This is a genomic window from Desulfosporosinus metallidurans, assembly GCF_001936615.1.
Taxonomy (GTDB): Bacteria; Bacillota; Desulfitobacteriia; order Desulfitobacteriales; family Desulfitobacteriaceae; genus Desulfosporosinus; species Desulfosporosinus metallidurans.
Genome location: NZ_MLBF01000049.1, coordinates 12,068 through 29,954 on the forward strand (window position 1 = coordinate 12,068; position 17,887 = coordinate 29,954).

A 17,887-nucleotide genomic window follows, 5' to 3' on the forward strand; every position below is an offset into this window, starting at 1 on the left:
TCAAGTAATTGAGGTTGAAAGACTAACAATTACAAAGGGGAATGAAAAGAAAATGGAAGAACAAAAGGTTTTAGAAATGTTGAATGAGCTAATGGGCGAAATTAAGAAAACGCGAGCTGATCTATCAAGCGAAATATCACAAACGCGAGCTGATCTATCAAGCGAAATATCACAAACGCGAGCTGATCTATCGGTCGAAATAAGTACGATAAAATCCGAAGTTGGTAGAAACCGCATACTATTGGAGGAGGTACAAAAGCAGATTAATACGGTTGCCGAGGGAGTAACGTCATTGAGGGAACAAACTGCACAGCAATTCGAAACACTTACACACTATGTAAACGAAAAAACGAGTTTACTAGAGAAGGTTATCCGAAACGATGTTGATGAAGCGAAACACATAAAAGGTATATTGGGCGAACATGAGGTTTCTATAAGGCACTTGAAAAGCAAAAGTTTATAAGGACAAAATGAGCCACAGAAAATGCGGTTCTCTTTTTTTTATCTATGGGCGATGGTGTAAATCTTTGCTCATTTTTTTGATTTACCATTCGAAAAACATTACGCGGTCTTTTTTATGTTGAACTCGCTAGGCTCCGAGATTAGGGCCGTTTAAGGGACTCCCATCCATTTCATTTTGGGATGTAGATGTTACGGAGACGCAGAAAGACGGCGAAAGTCAAAATATCATCGCTATTTAAGAAGCCTTATAAGAATGCCGGCAAAAATATAATTGTAATCAGCGCCCACTATGACGATACTGGCTACCGAGCAGTTCTTGATAAACCAAAGGCATGCAAATTTTACAAAATGGGTAGACAACGTTCAGTTCCATATAAAAATAGAGGGGCAGCTATTGATGATGGATGTCTAGATGAGCTTTTTACTGAAGGTAGAGATGAAGACGAATAAGCATATTTTTTTGGTTTTTACTTGATAAAATAAAACCCTCTCTGATTAGTTGGAGAGGGTTTTACTAATTCACATGGTTCTTTTTGGTCCACTTGAACACAAACTAAAAAGGTTGTAAGACAGTGATGTAGAAATATAGCCTATAAGATAATATTGGAAAATGGGATAGAGGGTTAAACAATCCAAAGGCAAAAATCTTGAAGAAAGACTGAAAAATACCAAGTATATTTCTCGAAGCAGGATTCCGGAGATGTCTGGGTATGTAAAGGGTTGGGGAAGCTGTCGGCCAGCCTGTTCCCCAGGTAATAGGTTAATTTTTGGGGCAAGAAACTCCTTGAAATTAAGCTGAAGGAGGGTTCTGGCGATGAATAAAGATATATTAAAATCGGCTATTAGCGGTATAAAAGCAAGTGGCGAGTTTAAGAAAAAAGTCTCAAGATTAATGATGGAGAAAAGTTTTCCTAAAACCTCGAAATAGAAGAAAAATCAAGTGTATTACCTTTTTATACCATATTGTGATATTATAATTACGTTAGAATAATGAAAACGAATAAAACAACAATGAGATCGGGGTGTTTATATGGATGCGGCCGCAAGTAAAGAGCTTGAAACGATCAAGCAAGCCATTTTAGATACCATTATAGTTAATGAAATATACTTGTTTGGTTCTTTTGTATATGGAACGCCTCATAATGATAGTGACTTTGACATTTATGTGGTCATCCCTGATGATAGTATGCGCCCTATCGAAGCTATGCAAAAAATTGGTCGAGCGATCAGCCGGAAGGATATTCGGGCAGTAGACATTATTGTCGGCAAGGAAAGTGAATTTAACCAGCGAAAGCAACTACCTACTATTGAAAGAACAATTTTCAGAGATGGGGTGAAGCTCTATGGACAAGAACGGCATAGTCAAATCATGGTGTGATTTTGCAAAGGATGATTTGATAACCGCAAAATATTTATTGGGGCTGCATCCACTTAAACTGGAAATCATATGTTATCATTGCCAGCAATCGGCTGAAAAGATACTGAAAGGGTTTCTCATCGACAAGAATATTGACCCGCCGAAAACACATGATTTGAGATTGCTCAGGAGAATGTGCGGGAAAATTGCAGATGGCTTCGAAGATATCGAAGAAGCTTGTGTACGTCTAACTGCTTATGGTGTGCAACCTCGTTACCCTATGGAAATTGAGCTAAGCGAAGGCGATATGCGGCAAGCAATAGAAGATGCAGACCATATTATGAGTTTTATTGCTCTGCGCTTAGAACTTAAATCAGATGAAATACAAAAAGACAATCCTCAGGCAGGTCACCAAATGACATAACAGACTAGAAAAGAGAAGTGCCAGGTTATAAATTGCTTGGCATTTTTTTGAAATTTGTACTCAATTGGCCAAGGAAGTTCTTTCTAAGGAAAAGGACTGTTTGATGTACATACCCCATGTGGTAAAGAATGACCCAACTGAAATAGTCTTCTTTGAAAAGTACAAGGATAAGGGGCCTTCAAAGCCCATGGGAGTTCAGCTTATTTTCAGGAAGCAGCCCAAAAGTTTGAAGACCTACTAGAGGGTAAGATCCAGGTTAAATTTCTTGAAGAAGTTTAATGGGTTGCAGTGAGCGATTGACGCCAAATATTAAGTCGTCCTGTCAATTTAGATAGGGAAGATCTATTTTCACAATACCTTGAAAAGGAAGGTGATCTTTATCGCGTCTCCTGAAAAGGCAATATCTCAAATAATTTTCGAGATAAAACAAATCGATGAATTATTTACTTCCTTCAGCGAATTATTGGAGAAGAGTAAAGTGGAGGAACCAACTTTAATCGAACTTACCGCAATTGGATCAATCCTGCATTCGAGTTGCTCAGTGATAAACAAGGTGCTTCGCCTTTAACGCGGAGCACCTTGTCTTCGTCCATCGGCCAACCAATCGGTAAGCTGGCTATTTTTATGCTATAATAATACAAAAAAATTCATGGAATAAGAAGGTGTCAACAATTTCAATAAAATATGGCGGCACCATCTACCGACTAGGCGATAAGATCATGCAATAGCCATCTAAACAATAGCAAACAAAATGAATACATTTGAATATTGAATTGTGTGAAGAAAGGAACACAGCATGGCTAGTAATATAAAAAAGGATGCAGAATGGGCTGAAGCAAAAAAGAAATGCAGACTGAACGACGAAACCCTGAAAATGGCCAGAGCGATGGGATTAAATCCAAGAAGTCTGATCAAAAATATCCCCAGCCCAAGCCAACAATGGAAGGCACCTGTGAGTACTTGGATTCGAGAGATGTATCAAGAACGCATGGATAAGGCACGACAGAAAAAAGAGCGGAAAGAGATTTCAGCGGAGTGATGTTCTTGCTATGAATTTCGAAAGTTGTTTCAAAGTGGCACCAATTTATTATTTGAAGAAGCAATATGCAAGCTAGCCGCCAACGCTTTCTGCGTACTAGGCGAAGAAGATTCTTTAGAAGGCTTTAAGTTGTACTCGTTAAGTACACGCCTAGACAATCAATAATCCCGACTGGCTTATTTGTCAGTCGGGATTATAATTTAGTTGCAATTGACTCGTAAGTCAAATTACTCTATTTTATTTAGGTCATTAAGACATTGCATAAAGATATAGGTAATCACACCGGAAACTATTGTTGTACTCTGATGTAGAAAGAAACAGTTATGGGCAGGATATAACGGGAAAATGAAGAATTGTAGATATAGTCGAAAATGTTCAGTACCCGTCAACAGGAAGCGGGAAAACTCTGACCGCTACAAAGTTATATCAACGACTTATGAATTGTGGAATAGGCACGTGTAATCTCACCGGAGGTGGCCGATTGCTATAGGTCGGATGGTAATTACTTTATGAATTTTTACAGACAAAGGCGGTTTTACAATGGAAGAGATAAATCAAAACCAAGTTAAGGGACGGGTACTTCAAATATTCAAATATCTACAAGCACTTGATCAATTAAGAAATCCGGTTATTCGAGACTTTCAGCTTCAGCCGTGGAGCTTATGGATAAAGGATCTACCCAGTTATCCCACGATCATGATCGGTAAGTTTGAGGATACATTCACAGAGGCAGTTGAAGATGCAGATTTATCCAGTGCATATGTCTTAAAGGTTGGAAGGCCAACGCTAACCGATGCTCCACCCCCACCTCAAATTTACTATTCTATACTTAAAGACACCTGGATGAAACCGGAACTTCCAGTTCGATTTAACTTAGAAAAAGTAGCAAAGTCAGAGGACGGGCAAGAGCTAACAGATGACTTTGTACTCAAGCAATACTAAGATGACTCAGCTTTTGCCGAGTGGTACGAGAGAAGAAATCTATGGGCCGAGCAAGAAATTCCAGCTCGACAGGCCATGGCCGCTTATAACAAGATCTATGAAATCTACGCTCGCTTAGAGCGCGAATCTGAGCAATATGAATTGATCCTGGGAGATGGTTTGTTGAATTGGAATCACCCAACAGGGTTAATTCGTCATCCTATTTTGCTGATGAGACTTAAACTTGAATTCGACCCTTCTGTGCCAGTATTCTCCTTGATAGAGTCTGAGCAACCCGTAGAGCTCTATACGAGTCTCTTTCGATCCGTTCCGGAAGTGACAGGGACGGTGATGAACAGCCTTAATGAAGAGCTAGAACAAAAACCGTTTCATCCTTTAGGCGGACAAGAAACGGAAGAGTTTTTAAAACGGCTCGTCGCCCAACTCTCTCCCTATGGACAAGTTCTTCAAGCAGAGGATAAACCGATCCAAGCGGAGTCGCCATGGATTATTCGTGATCCGATGATATTTATGCGCAAGCGTTCCTTGGGATTCAGTAAAGCCGTGGAAGAAATCATCAAGGATATTCCAGAACGTGATGAACTGCCGGGTTTTTTAGAAAATATTGTTGGAGTTGACCATGACATCCTGCCCCTGGAATCGAATGAGCCCGTCAGATGTATTGATCCGAATGGGGAAGATGAAGAGATCCTACTTAGTAAGCCTGCGAACTCTGAACAGTTGCAGATTGCCGATCGTTTGAATCGCTACAGTGCAGTTCTGGTCCAAGGCCCGCCGGGAACAGGAAAAACGCACACCATTGCCAATCTAATCGGACATTTCTTGGCCCAGGGCAAAAGTATTCTGGTCACGAGTCACACTTCAAAAGCACTTTCAGTTCTTCACGAGAAAATTGTACCTCCTCTGCAACCACTGTGTCTGAGCGTCTTAACCGACGATAGCCGTAAACAACTCGAGAGTACGGTTGATGCCATCACCGAGAGATTAGCCAATAGTAACGCTGATCAGTTAGAGCAAGAAGCACTTGTGCTGCAGAAAGATAGAATCGAGATTTTAAAAAAGCTTCGTGAAACTCGTCAGAAGCTTCTTCAAGCCCGCGCAGATGAATATCGTCCGGTCGTGATTGCCGGTGAAGAATACGACCCCGCTCAATCTGCCCGCCAAGTGTATGAGCTTAGAGAAAGCGCCAAATGGATTCCTAGTCCCGTGCGCTTAAGTGCCGCTCTGCCTTTATCCGCAAGAGAATTAGAAAAACTCTATCATACCAATACGACGTTAACCTATGCAGACGAAAAGGAACTAGGCTATAGTTTGCCAGACCCTGAGCAGCTAATATCTCCCCATGAATTTGAGAATCTGGTGGCCAACTTTCTGACGTTATCAGGCGAAGAACTCGCCTTGGGAAAGGAGTATTGGTTACCAAGTAGCGGACTAAACTCAGAACCGCTGGAATCCCAATTAATCGAACTTGAAGCAACCGTTAAGGTGATTCAAAGTGCCTCAAACTGGCAACTTTCTCTTCTCGAAGCAGGAATGCTGGGAGAGGAGTATCAGAGTCCTTGGCAGAACCTGATAACTCAGATTGAAAGAACTTGTACTACCTCTGTGAATTCTAAAGAAGCCCTGCTCGAATATAACCCTCTAGTCCAAGAGCATGGCTTACCTCACGAGGTCGAAGCAGTTCTAGAGGAAATCATTGAGCATCTGAAAGATGGCGGATCCCTTAATTTCTTTACTCTGATCACCAAAGGGAATTGGAAAACCCTGATTAATCTATCCCAAGTAAATAGTAAGCCACCCAGTCGGCCAGAGCATTTTGCAGCCATAAAAGCTCTGATTGATTTAAGAAACAATCGTACTAGACTTCTCGAACGCTGGGAAAGACAGGTCACGGTTCTTCAAGGCCCTAAACCGACAGACCTAGGATTTGAGCCTGAGTACTCCGGTCGTCAATTTGTCGCGTTCATCACAGAGTCCTTAGAGTGGTATACGAAACGCTGGACCCCGCTAGTGGAGAAGCTGCAGACTTCAGGATTCCAATGGAAAGCATTTTATGAAAAGACAACGGTTCAGCTTGGCAACTATGGAGAGCTCAGACGATTAGAAGAGGCTGTATCCCACGAACTTTCTCGTCTGCTAACTTTTCAGGCTAAGCGATTAGCTTTAATTCAGTTAGAGACTCAGATCGATCAGTTAAAAAGCATCATTGAAAGAGCCCAGGGTTCTTCAGCTCACGTTTCCCATAAACTTTTAACAGCAATCCAAGATTTACACGCACCTCGCTATCGTGAAGCTTATCAACGTCTCGTCGATTTAAAAGACCGTGCCCTCGATCTTAAGCTGAGAAAGGAATTATTAGCACGGTTGGAAAAGGCTGCACCTGTTTGGGCTACAGAAATTCTTCAGCGCAAGGGTCATCATGGGCAAGGAAGCTTACCGGGTAACCCTGCTGAAGCTTGGTTATGGCGCCAATTTGTGGATGAACTTGATGACCGGGCGAAAAAGTCAATGGAGGAGTTGCTCAATCAGATCACCTATCTCTCCAAACAGTTAAGGGATAAAACCGCCGTGCTCGTGGAGAAGAAGGCTTGGGCTGCTCAAGTAAGACGTACTACGGTGCGTCAACGTCAAGCTCTCAACGGCTGGAAACAACTGATGCACCGGATTGGCAAAGGAACCGGGAAGCGGGCGCCAGGATTTAGAATGGAAGCTCGAAAACTTATGCCGATCTGTCAAAGTGCTGTTCCAGTCTGGATCATGCCCTTAAGTCGAGTGGTGGAGAATTTCAATCCACGAACCAATCGCTTTGATGTCGTCATCATCGATGAAGCAAGTCAGGCCGATGTTCTCGCCCTAGCTGCCCTTTATTTGGGAAAACAAGTCATTGTGGTGGGGGACAATGAGCAAGTTAGTCCTTCTGCCGTCGGGCAAAAACAAGAGGAAACCGATAAACTCATTGACGAGCATCTCGTAGGAATCCCGAATGCTAAGCTCTACGACGGATTGTTCTCCATCTATGATTTAGCAGGTACCGCCTTTCAGCCCATTTGTTTACGCGAGCATTTTCGCTGTGTAACCCCCATTATCCAATTTAGCAACTACCTTTCCTATCAAGGCAAGATTAAACCTCTCCGTGATGAGAGTACGGTTAAGGTGCGTCCCCATACGGTTGCTTATCGGGTTCAGGATGGTACGAGCTACAAAAAGGTAAACGTTAATGAAGCTCAAGTCGTCGCTTCCCTGATCATCGCCTGTACAGAACAGCCGGAGTATCAGGCTGCCTCAATGGGCGTCATTTCGTTGGTGGGTGAAGAACAAGCAGGTACAGTTGATAGACTCCTTCAACAATATCTGTCTGCTGAAGACTATAAAAAACGAAAAATCCAATGTGGCAATCCAGCGCAATTCCAGGGAGATGAACGGGACATTATTTTTCTTTCCCTGGTCGATGCCTCAGCAGGAGAGGGCCCCTTAAATAAGCGAGGCGAAGGGGCTAACGAAATGTTCAAAAAACGTTATAACGTTGCAGCCAGTCGGGCTCGTGATCAGTTATGGGTAGTCTACTCCCTAGATCCTGAAAATGATCTCAAGCCTGGGGACCTGCGCGGGGAACTCATTAAACATGCTAAAGATCCTCAAGCAATCATCAAAATGTTAGATACTGCTGAAAAAGAATCAGAATCTGAATTTGAAAAACAAGTGCTCTTTAGGCTCCGTCAAGCAAGTTATTCCGTTCATCCCCAGTGGAAAGTCGGTGGCTATAGAATTGATATGGTTGTAGAAAGTGGTGGTCAACGGGTCGCTTTGGAATGTGACGGAGACAAGTGGCATACTGAGGAGAATCTTGCGCAAGATATGGCTCGCCAAGCTATCCTGGAAAGACTCGGCTGGCGTTTTATTCGTATTCGCGGGAGTGAATATTTCCGAGACCCTGAAGGGGCTATGCAGAAAATCTTTGAACGCTTAACCTATTTTGAAATGTCGCCCGAGGGGATTGTGTCGGAATCTAATTCCTTAGAAACAGAAGGGGATGATCTTAAAGCTAGAGTCATCCGGCGAGCAGATACTATCCGCAGACTTTGGAATGGAGAAGACCCAGAGCCGGTTAGTGAGCCTGTCATAGACGATGGAGTTAGGCAACAGGAAGGTCTTGCTCAAGACGATAAGGCGAAACAGTTTCGATCCGTGATGCTCATTAATAATGGTGAGGCGAGTTGCCTTTATGATTTCACACCCTTAGAAAAGGTCGATGCTGAGCTTGCGAAATATACCAGCGTCCAGAAGACCGAGGTGAGTCAATACATTCCTGTACAACTCTTTTACTGTCCGACGTGCAATAAGGCCTATATAAATAACTCCATAAACAGCCATTTTATTCGACTAGCGGCGATTAAATATCTGACTATCGTTCCCTATACGCCGTAGCGTTCGAAGGCTAACTAATTAAATACAACATCTGCAACTAACTTCTTACGAGGATTAGTTGCAGATGCTTAGTTTGGCGTCTTCTTAAGATCCATGGTCAGCTTTCAATGAATGAGTTGAGTAACACTTACTGGGATAGACCATAATTATATTGCGACTTGATTCTCGCGTATTCGACATGTATAGAATGATACACTACCGAGAATTTATTTATGGGACGCATCTCAACCACTATAATCGTTTAGCCAAAGATGCAAAGTTTGAGCTCTTACGTATATCCTCAAAATATACCTATAAAGAAATAGAAATAGCTTTAACGGGAGTTTTTGATAGGCCAAAGAGATGCCTGTTGTTCATAACAATAATGATACTGTTTTGTGCCCCAAATGCGGTCTGACAATGGTTTTACGCAAAGCAAATAAGGGACAAAATGCAGAGAAAGAATTTTATGGTTGCCCTAATTACCCTCAATTAAAGAAGTTGTTAATAAAAATGGTTAGGATTAGATTTGTTCAGAATTAAAAGCCTTTTCAAAGATTTGTCCACTCCATGTGATATCATAAGACTATAATAATGATGGGTTCAATAGGGAGGGCGAGAATCATAAACAGGTCCAGATTGAGATGGCTTAGATAAGAACAAAAAGCTTACTTACTGGTTAAGCTAACAGCAACTATTCATTTCAGGCGAAAAAAAAGACGGGTTGTTATCCCGTCATCTTACGTATAGTTGTGCCATGAATTCATCAACTGACTTTGTTATTTTGCAACGCCCAAGGTTTCTATGAGTTCTTTGTAGAGTATCAAAATCTTTAGCACCATATACTCCGACACTTGCCCTTGGAATAGAAGCCTTTATTCTTTTATAAACGGATTTCAGTTCGATCGTCGACCCAAGTTCGAGGATATCAGTTTCAGACTGAATACGACCAGTTGAGTATATATATAGTTTCGACATTTTAATCAGCCTCCACACAATTTGCTTGAAATGCCTTCTCAGGTAAATGAAATGAATGAACAACTTCTTAAACCTATTCAAGAAGCGACCTATTTGACGGTTTCGAACGCTTGGCGTTATCGTTCTATTTTGCGTTACGTTTATCTACAACACGAACGACTACGTTACTACATAGTTCTCGAAGAAATCTTGCAGTTTTTGAAACAGGATCTTCACTTCCGAGAGTACACAGAGGAGCAACTTCTGCAGGATTTAGACCAACTGGTTAGCTGGAAGAATCTTATACCGCGTCAAGACACAGGACGCGTATCGAGTATCGAAGAATTTAAGAAGCGAAAATCCGTTATCAGTTGACACCCTACACAATTGAAATTGAACGGATGGTTTTAGGCCTGGAGCATTTAGGAGCAGGCTTTGGAGGTTCACTAGAACGAACCATTTTTGATCGCTTATTGGGTAATTTAATGGACCTTACCGTCGCCTGGGTGAACCCAGATGCTGTTTTTAGTAAAACGAATGAAGAAATTTATCTTCTCTGGCAAGACCTGTATGAAAACTTTCATCGTCTGACAGATAATGCGGCCGATTACTTGGCCCACCTGCATAGTAAAAAAGTAGAGGAACAAATGATGACCGACGCTTTTCTAGTCTATAAAGAGGCGTTAACAGAGTACCTCCGTAATTTTATGACGAGCTTACAGAGAACTTCCTTTCGGATTGAAGGCTTACTTGAGGAAGCCCCCTTGACGTTTTCTCAAAAACTCACGGAATGTGTCGCAGACTATGAACTGTCTATTCCACGCCTGGACGTCCGTCCTAGTAAAGAGCAGCTGATGGAACGTTTTCAAAATGAATGGGAAAGTCTTAGAACCTGGTTCCTGGGAGAAGGAGGCAGCGAAAGCGATCTGCTCTATCTTCAGAATGCAACCAATGATACCATCCGCCGTCTAACCCGCTTTGCCCAGCGTCTTGGCGAAACTCATCACAATCTGCGCAACCGGCGCCTGGATTATTTACACTTGGCTAAGTGGTTTTCCAACTTAGATACCGTACAAGAGGCTCATGAACTCTCAGCCTGTGTTTTTGGCGTCTTCGATACGCGCCACTTATGGGCCGATCGTCCCAAGCAGACGGAAAGTTTCGAAGTTGAGATCTGGGATGAACCACCCTCCGAAATCGAGATTCGGCCTAAGGTAAGAAACTACAGAGAAAAAGGCAGACCTAATGCGGTTGTTGATTTCCTGCGCACTCACCAACGTCTTCTTCAGACCACCAAGGCGCTAGACCGCTTACACCTCGAGCGAGAAAACGCTAAAATCGCCCTAGTAAGTCAGCAGGAAACAGAGACGATCCTTAAACGGGAACAGCAAGTTTTAGATGTAGAACGAGAAGCCCTAGGGGAGCATGATGTCTTCAAGGCGGAAAAAGAGAGAGAGAGGCTCCTGAAAGAGCAACAAAAGAACCAGGTGATCTTAGCTGGTAAAAACAAGCAACTGACTAACAACGTGTCTAAGGAGGGTACGCTTAAGGATCAAATCGGCAAATTAGAGCTTAAGGAGCAACACGCTCTAGCCACGATCCACGAAGAACTTGAGGAACTCGACAGTTTGGCCGAGGAATCAGCCTTTCTAAATCATGAGATTGCAGCTGACGAATTCAACCGAGAAATTGATCGGACATTTTCCTTCGCCCTTTGGAAGAAGGAGGCGTTCGATTATCAAAGGTTATTGGAGAACGTTATGAAGCTCCTTCGCCAAGAATCAGGAGCCAAAGAGAGGTACCAAGAAGCCGATCTGGCGCTTAGCGAGACTAAAAAAGCCTGGGATGAGGAGCAATATCAGGAAAAGAAGTGGGCAGACCTACTTCACGAGGAACGGTCCTCCTGGGTGGCTCAGTTGTTTGAATGGCAGCCTATGAATCAAGAATTACGCTTCCAGGATATCGAGCTGCAAACCCTTGCCCTACGAGCCAGGTCGTTTCCAGAAAGTGTTAACCAAAGCACGCTGGCAGTCCAATATACTGAACCCTATTGTAAGCTTTGGCTACAGGCTATCAGTAAAAAGCAGCCAGGCCATCAATACGCGTCAGCCCAATGAAATTGAGTGCTTGCCAATGTTTGCCCTACTCAGCCCTCTTAGATCTCTGTCGAGATTTTTGTGAGGAACAGGGACTTATGGAGATGACCCCGAATCCCCCCCTCATTTGTACACATGGCCAATTCAAACTCGCCAGTTTGCTCTTGCTCGATAAATTAGCCGCCAGCGGTACACTAATTTATTACTCGGGGGACTTCGACCCTGAAGGCTTATCCATGGCAGAACGGCTTTTACTGCGCTACCCCGGGCAGGCAAAAGCTTGGCATTACACCCTCGAAGATTATCAGCTTTCGCGCTCGGACCAGGTCCTAAGTCCTCAGCGCTTGAAACAACTCGACAGAGTCTCCTCTCCTGAACTCGCTCCTCCCAAAGAAAAACTTCTTAAAACTGGTCTAGCGGGTTATCAAGAAGGGATTCTAAGTGACTTGTGGTGTGATGTGAAACAGTCTATGCAGGGATTTAACACTTCAAGCGTCTGATGATTGGCGGGGCAAAAAAATGGAATACCTAAGCGGAGTTGTCGAGAGAATTACCTTCGAAAACGCTCGAAATGCTAGCTCGTGAGTTAAATGCCCCTTTAATCACCGGAAAAACTCCACAACAGGAACGAGATCGTCTCTATGAAGAATTTCGCAGCGGCCGCTTGCGCCGCTTAGTGGTATCTGGTTTCACTGCCCTTCTTTAAGGCTTACTCTTGCATTTTGTTTTCAGGACGTTTGTTGATCAAGCCGAAAGACGATAAGTCAATTGAAAAATTGTAGCCAATAGGATATTTTGACATGAAATCCTCACATTAGCAGGCAGGATTAGAAGGGCAGCAGCCAAACCTAGAAACATTAATAATTAGACATCAAATTGTTACAAAATCTATTGAAGAATTGGAAAAAGAAAGTACAAATTTGAATGCAATCGAACAGGGACTAGCAAATTGGCACGCTGCTGAAAAGTTTAATGACATTGATAATCAAATCAAAAAGCAAATAGGTGACACTAGTGAAAAGACATATATAGAATCATTAAATACTTCAGTTACCCAAAAAAACTGCATACTTCAAAACATTAAAGCGAAAAAGGAAGCTGTGAATTTATTTTTTACAAATGTAATGACAGAATCTGAACAAATTCATGGGCAATTAAACGCAATTAATGAACCCTGGAAAGGATTGTTGAAAAGAATTGTTATTAACCCCTTAATATCTAGAGCCCCTTTATTGAGTAATACTACCTCAAGGAATAAGCGTATAGCTAAAACTTCTGCAACTATTCATAATCAAAATATGAATATAACCGATATTGCAAGTGAAGCTCAACTTACAGACCTGCAACTAACGCTTATGTTGTCTATGGCGAATAGATCTCAATGGACCCCATGGAGAGCTTTACTATTAGATGATCCTACACAACATCATGATCTTGTTCATGCATCGTCAGTTTTTGACGTATTAAGAGATTATATTATAGACTTGGATTATCAAGTAATGATGAGTACTCATGATTCGATACAAGCCAAATTTTTTCAAAGAAAGTTGGAGAATGAAGGTGTTCCGTCTAAAATTTATCAGTTGGTCACTCGAAGAGGTGGCGTGACTGCAGAACGTATGGCCTGAACAAATATTGTAACGAGTAGAAGTTGAAAAGTCGAATAATACAAATCAGTTTATCGATAAATTACTTCCCTATTCAAGTGTTCCAGCGGTAGGGTGAGAAGATTTTGTGACCCATTATACCCATATTCATGATGTTATCCGTGGTAGCTATTTCAATGTGGGTTTTAACTAGTCTAGGATTCTTTATATTCACGCTTGAACTGAGGGCTCTTATTTATTGCCATTTTGAAGAGATACGAGGTATTTTCCAGGCAACAGAAGTTTAATTAATTAACTCAGCAAGCAGGTTAATCAGGAAAAATGGAGAAATATCGTAAGAACGTAAATTCACCATACCACGAAAGGAAATGAGTCTTATCGTGCACGAAGGACACAGAAGCCGATTGAAAAATCGATTTATCGAAGAAGGTCTAGATGCCTTTGAAGACCATCAAATCCTTGAACTTCTGTTGTTCTACGCCATACCGAGAAAGGACACCAACGAACTCGCCCATTCCTTAATTAATAAATACGGTTCACTGTCTGGAGTTTTGGAAGCTGATCCCAAAGATCTAGCAAAGACTTCGGGTTTGGGAGAAAACTCAGCCATACTGTTAGCCCTTATACCTTCATTGGCCCGAATATATCTAAAAGATCGTTGGGGAACAAGGCCTACCCTTGATAGTACTGCCAAAGCAGGGGAGTATGTCCAAACACTATGCTCGGGAAGAACCTATGAAGTTTTTTATGTGATCTGTCTGGATGCCCAACATAGGGTGATATATCCGGCCCTCGTCCATGAAGGGACTATTGACCAAGCACCAGTTTACCCAAGGCTCATCGTGGAAACAGCCTTGCGACATAAAGCCCAGAGTGTCATTCTAGCCCATAACCACCCAGGAGGGACTCCCATTCCTTCACCACAAGATATTGAAGTGACGAAAAGAATTCAAGTTGCTTTAGAACAGATTTCCATTTCCGTGCTTGATCACATCATTGCAGCAGGAGAACAATACGTCAGCTGTGCAGAAAAAGGACTGCTTTAATCTCCCGTGTTTCGGTTAAAGAGCAGCATGTTTGATAACACTATTAGTTAAAGCAGAAATTGGAAGTGATGCAGTGGAAGCACAGTACTACGCAAACCTAACAGGTGAGCCCTATTTATATTTTGAACTAAAACATGTTGCTAAACTAACTTTGGCCGGTCTTTCGCCCGTTGAAATAAGAGCAAAAATTAAGGACGAAAACCTGTTCCAGTCTGCCACCAATAAAAGCATCAATAAACTGTTAAGTGCTACCCTTAAGCGGGTAGCGATCTTAGATGAAGTGATGTTGAACATCTTGGTAAACGGTTCTTTACATACGAGCAAACTTATAGCTTTAATCGCCATTATGAAAACCAACAGGCTTTTTTGGGAGTTCATAGAGGAAGTTTATCTGGAAAAGGTCCAGCTCGGAGAACAAGAACTAGAGCCTAAGGATTTTCGCATTTTCTTTAACAATAAAGCAGAACAAAGCCCCAAGGTGGCAAGCTGGCAGGAATACACCCTCAAAAAATTGTCAGCAGTCTATAGTAGAATACTCTTTGAGGCGGGTCTGATAAACAATACACATCAGAAAACCCTAACTCCACCTACCATAGAAGAAGAATTGCTTAACCATTTGAGAAAACTTGGCGACCATAGACTTATTCGCGCTATCACAGGGGGAAGAATGTAATGACTTTAATCAGAGAACGCCTGGACAAGATATTAGAGAAAATCCAATCTCCCGCCTTTTTAGCGAACAAGGGATTAGGAAATGAAATAGGCTTTTATATTTTCGACTATGACCCTAGTGACGAACTCATTGTTCGAGAACATATTGCTTATTTAAAACGTGCCTTATTTGACGGACCTTCGAGCAGAAAGGTCATTGAATTTGACCTCTACGATATGATGTTAGCTTTATTAAAGCACGAAGGGGTATTAGAGGACTTACCCCAAATCGAAGCTGAACAAGGGTCAATGTACATTAGCGAGGCTTTACGAGATATCGCTAGTCCAGAAGTCTATGTTGAACAGATTTCTGATCAGATTGAGGGAGCGGATATGGTTTTCCTCACGGGAGTGGGGAAGGTCTGGCCGATGGTCAGATCCCATAACATTTTGAATAACTTACACCACGTCTTAGATAAGGTCCCGGTTATTATGTTTTTCCCTGGGAATTATGATGGCGCAGAGTTGCGATTATTTAACAAGCTCAAAGATGACAATTATTATCGAGCGTTTCGCTTAATTGAAAAGTAGGAATTGAGGAAGAAATTATGCAACTACAACAGATCTATGCCAAACGGATCGGCAGGGATATCAAAGGAGTTATCAAGGTCGGTCAATTAGAACAAGCGGAGATCTTACAAGAGTTAGATGAGTATGTAGTGACGAAAGAACTCAATCGGCACTTTGACTCTTTTTTTGATGCTTACATAAAGGGAATCAATCAGTCGACCGATGCCATGGGGGTCTGGATTTCAGGCTTCTTTGGGTCTGGTAAATCTCACTTTCTAAAGATTTTATCCTACATCTTAGAAAACCAAGAGGTAGATGGCAGAGAAGCGGTTAGCTTCTTTGACAGCAAAATTAAGGACCCGATCTTACTCGCCAATCTTAAACGAGCTGGACAAGTCCCTTCTAACATCGTGCTCTTTAATATTGATTCCAAAAGTGACTACGGTACCGGTAGTCAAAAAGATGCCATTCTCAAGGTCTTTATTAAAGTCTTTTATGAAATGCAAGGTTTCTATGGGAGTAAACCCTGGGTTGCGGATATGGAAAGTCAGCTCGTAAAAGAAGGAAACTACGAGAATTTTAAATCCATCATTCAGGAGAAAACCGGTGACCTTTGGGAAAATCGCAGGCGGCGTGTCTTATTCGACAGAGACCTTATTGTGAACACTCTGATGGAAGTTCGGAACTGTTCTAAGGATTCAGCCTTAGAATGGTTTAATAACAAGGATAACAACTTTACCATGAGCATCGGAGAATTCGCTTTAATGGTCAAAGCGTATCTGGAGGAAAGAGGTCGGAACCATCATATCGTTTTTTTGGTTGACGAAATTGGACAGTACATCGGGGACAACACTCAGATGATGCTGGACTTGCAAACTATCGTCGAAGAGCTGGGCGCCAAATGTAAGGGCAAAGCCTGGGTCATCGTCACGTCTCAAGAAGATATTGATTCGGTCACCCCTAAGGTCAAAGGACGAGACTTCTCGAAAATTCAGGGTCGCTTCAATACGCGGATCAACTTATCCAGCAGCAACGTCGATGAAGTCATCAAAAAACGCCTTTTAGAAAAAACGGCTCCAGCCCAGGATACGTTAGGGCTGCTTTATGATGAGAGTAACGCTAAGCTGCGTAATACAATTAGCTTTGCTTCAGGCACCGCGGAAATGAAAAACTATGTCAATAAAACCGACTTTGTTGAGGTATACCCCTTTATCCCGTACCAATTCAACCTCTTGCAAAAAGTGTTTTCGGGTATTCGAAAACATGGTTCATCCGGTAAACACCTTGCCGAAGGAGAACGCTCCTTGCTGAGTGCCTTTCAAGAATCCGCCCAGGCCTACCGAGAGCAATCAATCGGCACGCTTGTTCCGTTTTACACGTTTTATAATTCTATTGAAACCTTTCTTGATGGATCGATTCGGAGAGTGATTGACCAAGCTAGGGAGAACACCCAGCTACATCCTGAAGATCTTGATGTCTTAAAACTCTTGTTTATGATTAAATATGTTAAAGAAATTCAGCCTAAGTTAGAAAACCTGGCCACTTTAATGGTCACGAAAATTGACGAGGACAAAATCACCCTCAAAGGGAGCATCGAAAAATCCCTCAGAAGGCTAGTCCAGGAAACTCTGATTCAAAAAGATGGTGATGAATATACCTTCTTAACCGATGATGAGCAAGATGTTAACCGAGAGATCAAAAATATGCTGATCGACCCCAGTGACGTCAGTGCTAAACTTGGAGAAGTGATCTTTGAAGATATCTACCCGGACAAAAAGTATAAATATAACAGCAAGTATGACTTTGCGTTCAACCAACAGATTGATGATCGCCCTCGTGGCAAGCAGGATGGGGAAATGGGGATTCGGATTATCACTCCATTTTTTGACCATTACAGTGAGTATGGCGAACAAGAATTTAAGAACTTGTCCTTTGGCGGAGACAAAATAATTGTGAAACTTCCCCCTGATGCTGACTTTTGGTATGAGATGGAAGAAGTGCTCAAGATTGAATCCTACCGTACCAAAACAGCTTCGATCAGCCTACCGGAAACTATCCGAGGGATCATAGACAACAAATCCAGGGAACTAAAGACTAGAAAAGATCGAGTCAAGAGCTTACTCATTACGGCAATTACTGAAGCAGATATCTATGTTAGCGCTCAAAAGGTCGAGATCAAAAGTGGACAACCCGTAGAAAAGCTCAACAAGGCTTTTCAGTCTATGGTGGAAAGCATCTATACTAAGTTGAACTATATTAAGAAGTTTGTGCTGGTCAACAGTGATCTGTGGCAAATCCTTGTAGAAGATGATCGACAGATAAAATTGGTCGA

Annotated in this window: 13 protein-coding genes and 1 pseudogene; all 14 read left to right on the plus strand. The window is 42.2% G+C overall.

The window, feature by feature from the left end:
• Positions 1-52: 52 nt before the first annotated feature.
• The gene (locus tag DSOL_RS20550; RefSeq protein ID WP_075366657.1) at positions 53-463 is read left to right on the plus strand and encodes a hypothetical protein; all 411 of its coding nucleotides are present in this window, start codon (positions 53-55) and stop codon (positions 461-463) included.
• Positions 464-1,492: 1,029 nt separating this feature from the next.
• Positions 1,493-1,840, plus strand: a complete 348-nt coding sequence (locus tag DSOL_RS20560) for a nucleotidyltransferase domain-containing protein (RefSeq protein ID WP_075366659.1) — start codon at positions 1,493-1,495, stop codon at positions 1,838-1,840.
• Positions 1,806-2,243, plus strand: coding sequence for a HEPN domain-containing protein (locus DSOL_RS20565; protein WP_075366660.1), 438 nt, complete (start codon positions 1,806-1,808; stop codon positions 2,241-2,243). The genes DSOL_RS20560 and DSOL_RS20565 overlap by 35 nt, the downstream gene beginning before the upstream one ends.
• Before the next feature lie 796 nt (positions 2,244-3,039).
• On the plus strand, positions 3,040-3,282 hold the full coding sequence (locus DSOL_RS20575) for a hypothetical protein (RefSeq protein ID WP_075366661.1): 243 nt from the start codon (positions 3,040-3,042) through the stop codon (positions 3,280-3,282).
• 540 nt (positions 3,283-3,822) lie between these two features.
• Entirely contained in the window at positions 3,823-4,224 is a 402-nt protein-coding gene (locus DSOL_RS20580) for a hypothetical protein (protein WP_075366662.1), read from the plus strand.
• Between the two features lie 162 nt (positions 4,225-4,386).
• Entirely contained in the window at positions 4,387-8,649 is a 4,263-nt protein-coding gene (locus DSOL_RS20585; RefSeq protein ID WP_207649658.1) for an AAA domain-containing protein, read from the plus strand.
• A gap of 342 nt (positions 8,650-8,991) precedes the next feature.
• Positions 8,992-9,171, plus strand: coding sequence for a topoisomerase DNA-binding C4 zinc finger domain-containing protein (locus DSOL_RS30185; RefSeq protein WP_075366664.1), 180 nt, complete (start codon positions 8,992-8,994; stop codon positions 9,169-9,171).
• Between the two features lie 486 nt (positions 9,172-9,657).
• A pseudogene (locus DSOL_RS29145) lies at positions 9,658-11,702 on the plus strand (TIGR02677 family protein).
• Positions 11,703-11,779: 77 nt separating this feature from the next.
• Positions 11,780-12,181, plus strand: coding sequence for a DUF2399 domain-containing protein (locus tag DSOL_RS20605; protein WP_075366665.1), 402 nt, complete (start codon positions 11,780-11,782; stop codon positions 12,179-12,181).
• Positions 12,182-12,580: 399 nt separating this feature from the next.
• Positions 12,581-13,309: a P-loop NTPase family protein gene (locus tag DSOL_RS28485; RefSeq protein ID WP_207649659.1), complete on the plus strand. Its 729-nt coding sequence runs from the start codon at positions 12,581-12,583 to the stop codon at positions 13,307-13,309.
• Between the two features lie 383 nt (positions 13,310-13,692).
• Positions 13,693-14,334 carry a RadC family protein gene (gene radC / locus DSOL_RS20615; protein ID WP_486598771.1) on the plus strand — a complete coding sequence of 214 codons (642 nt, stop codon included), beginning with the start codon at positions 13,693-13,695 and terminating at the stop codon, positions 14,332-14,334.
• A 31-nt stretch (positions 14,335-14,365) separates the two neighbouring features.
• A complete protein-coding gene (locus DSOL_RS20620; protein ID WP_083642860.1) occupies positions 14,366-15,007 on the plus strand; it encodes a DUF1819 family protein in 642 nt (213 codons plus the stop codon).
• Positions 15,007-15,576, plus strand: a complete 570-nt coding sequence (locus tag DSOL_RS20625) for a DUF1788 domain-containing protein (protein ID WP_075366668.1) — start codon at positions 15,007-15,009, stop codon at positions 15,574-15,576. The genes DSOL_RS20620 and DSOL_RS20625 overlap by 1 nt, the downstream gene beginning before the upstream one ends.
• Positions 15,577-15,593: 17 nt before the next feature.
• On the plus strand, positions 15,594-17,887 hold a 2,294-nt coding region (gene brxC / locus DSOL_RS20630), incomplete at its 3' end, for a BREX system P-loop protein BrxC (protein ID WP_139314555.1).

Coding starts and splice junctions, on each gene's coding strand:
- DSOL_RS20550 (WP_075366657.1), top strand. CDS start 53: ATGGAAGAACAAAAGGTTTTAGAAATGTTGAATGAGCTAATGGGCGAA.
- DSOL_RS20560 (WP_075366659.1), top strand. CDS start 1,493: ATGGATGCGGCCGCAAGTAAAGAGCTTGAAACGATCAAGCAAGCCATT.
- DSOL_RS20565 (WP_075366660.1), top strand. CDS start 1,806: ATGGACAAGAACGGCATAGTCAAATCATGGTGTGATTTTGCAAAGGAT.
- DSOL_RS20575 (WP_075366661.1), top strand. CDS start 3,040: ATGGCTAGTAATATAAAAAAGGATGCAGAATGGGCTGAAGCAAAAAAG.
- DSOL_RS20580 (WP_075366662.1), top strand. CDS start 3,823: ATGGAAGAGATAAATCAAAACCAAGTTAAGGGACGGGTACTTCAAATA.
- DSOL_RS30185 (WP_075366664.1), top strand. CDS start 8,992: ATGCCTGTTGTTCATAACAATAATGATACTGTTTTGTGCCCCAAATGC.
- DSOL_RS20605 (WP_075366665.1), top strand. CDS start 11,780: ATGGAGATGACCCCGAATCCCCCCCTCATTTGTACACATGGCCAATTC.
- DSOL_RS20625 (WP_075366668.1), top strand. CDS start 15,007: ATGACTTTAATCAGAGAACGCCTGGACAAGATATTAGAGAAAATCCAA.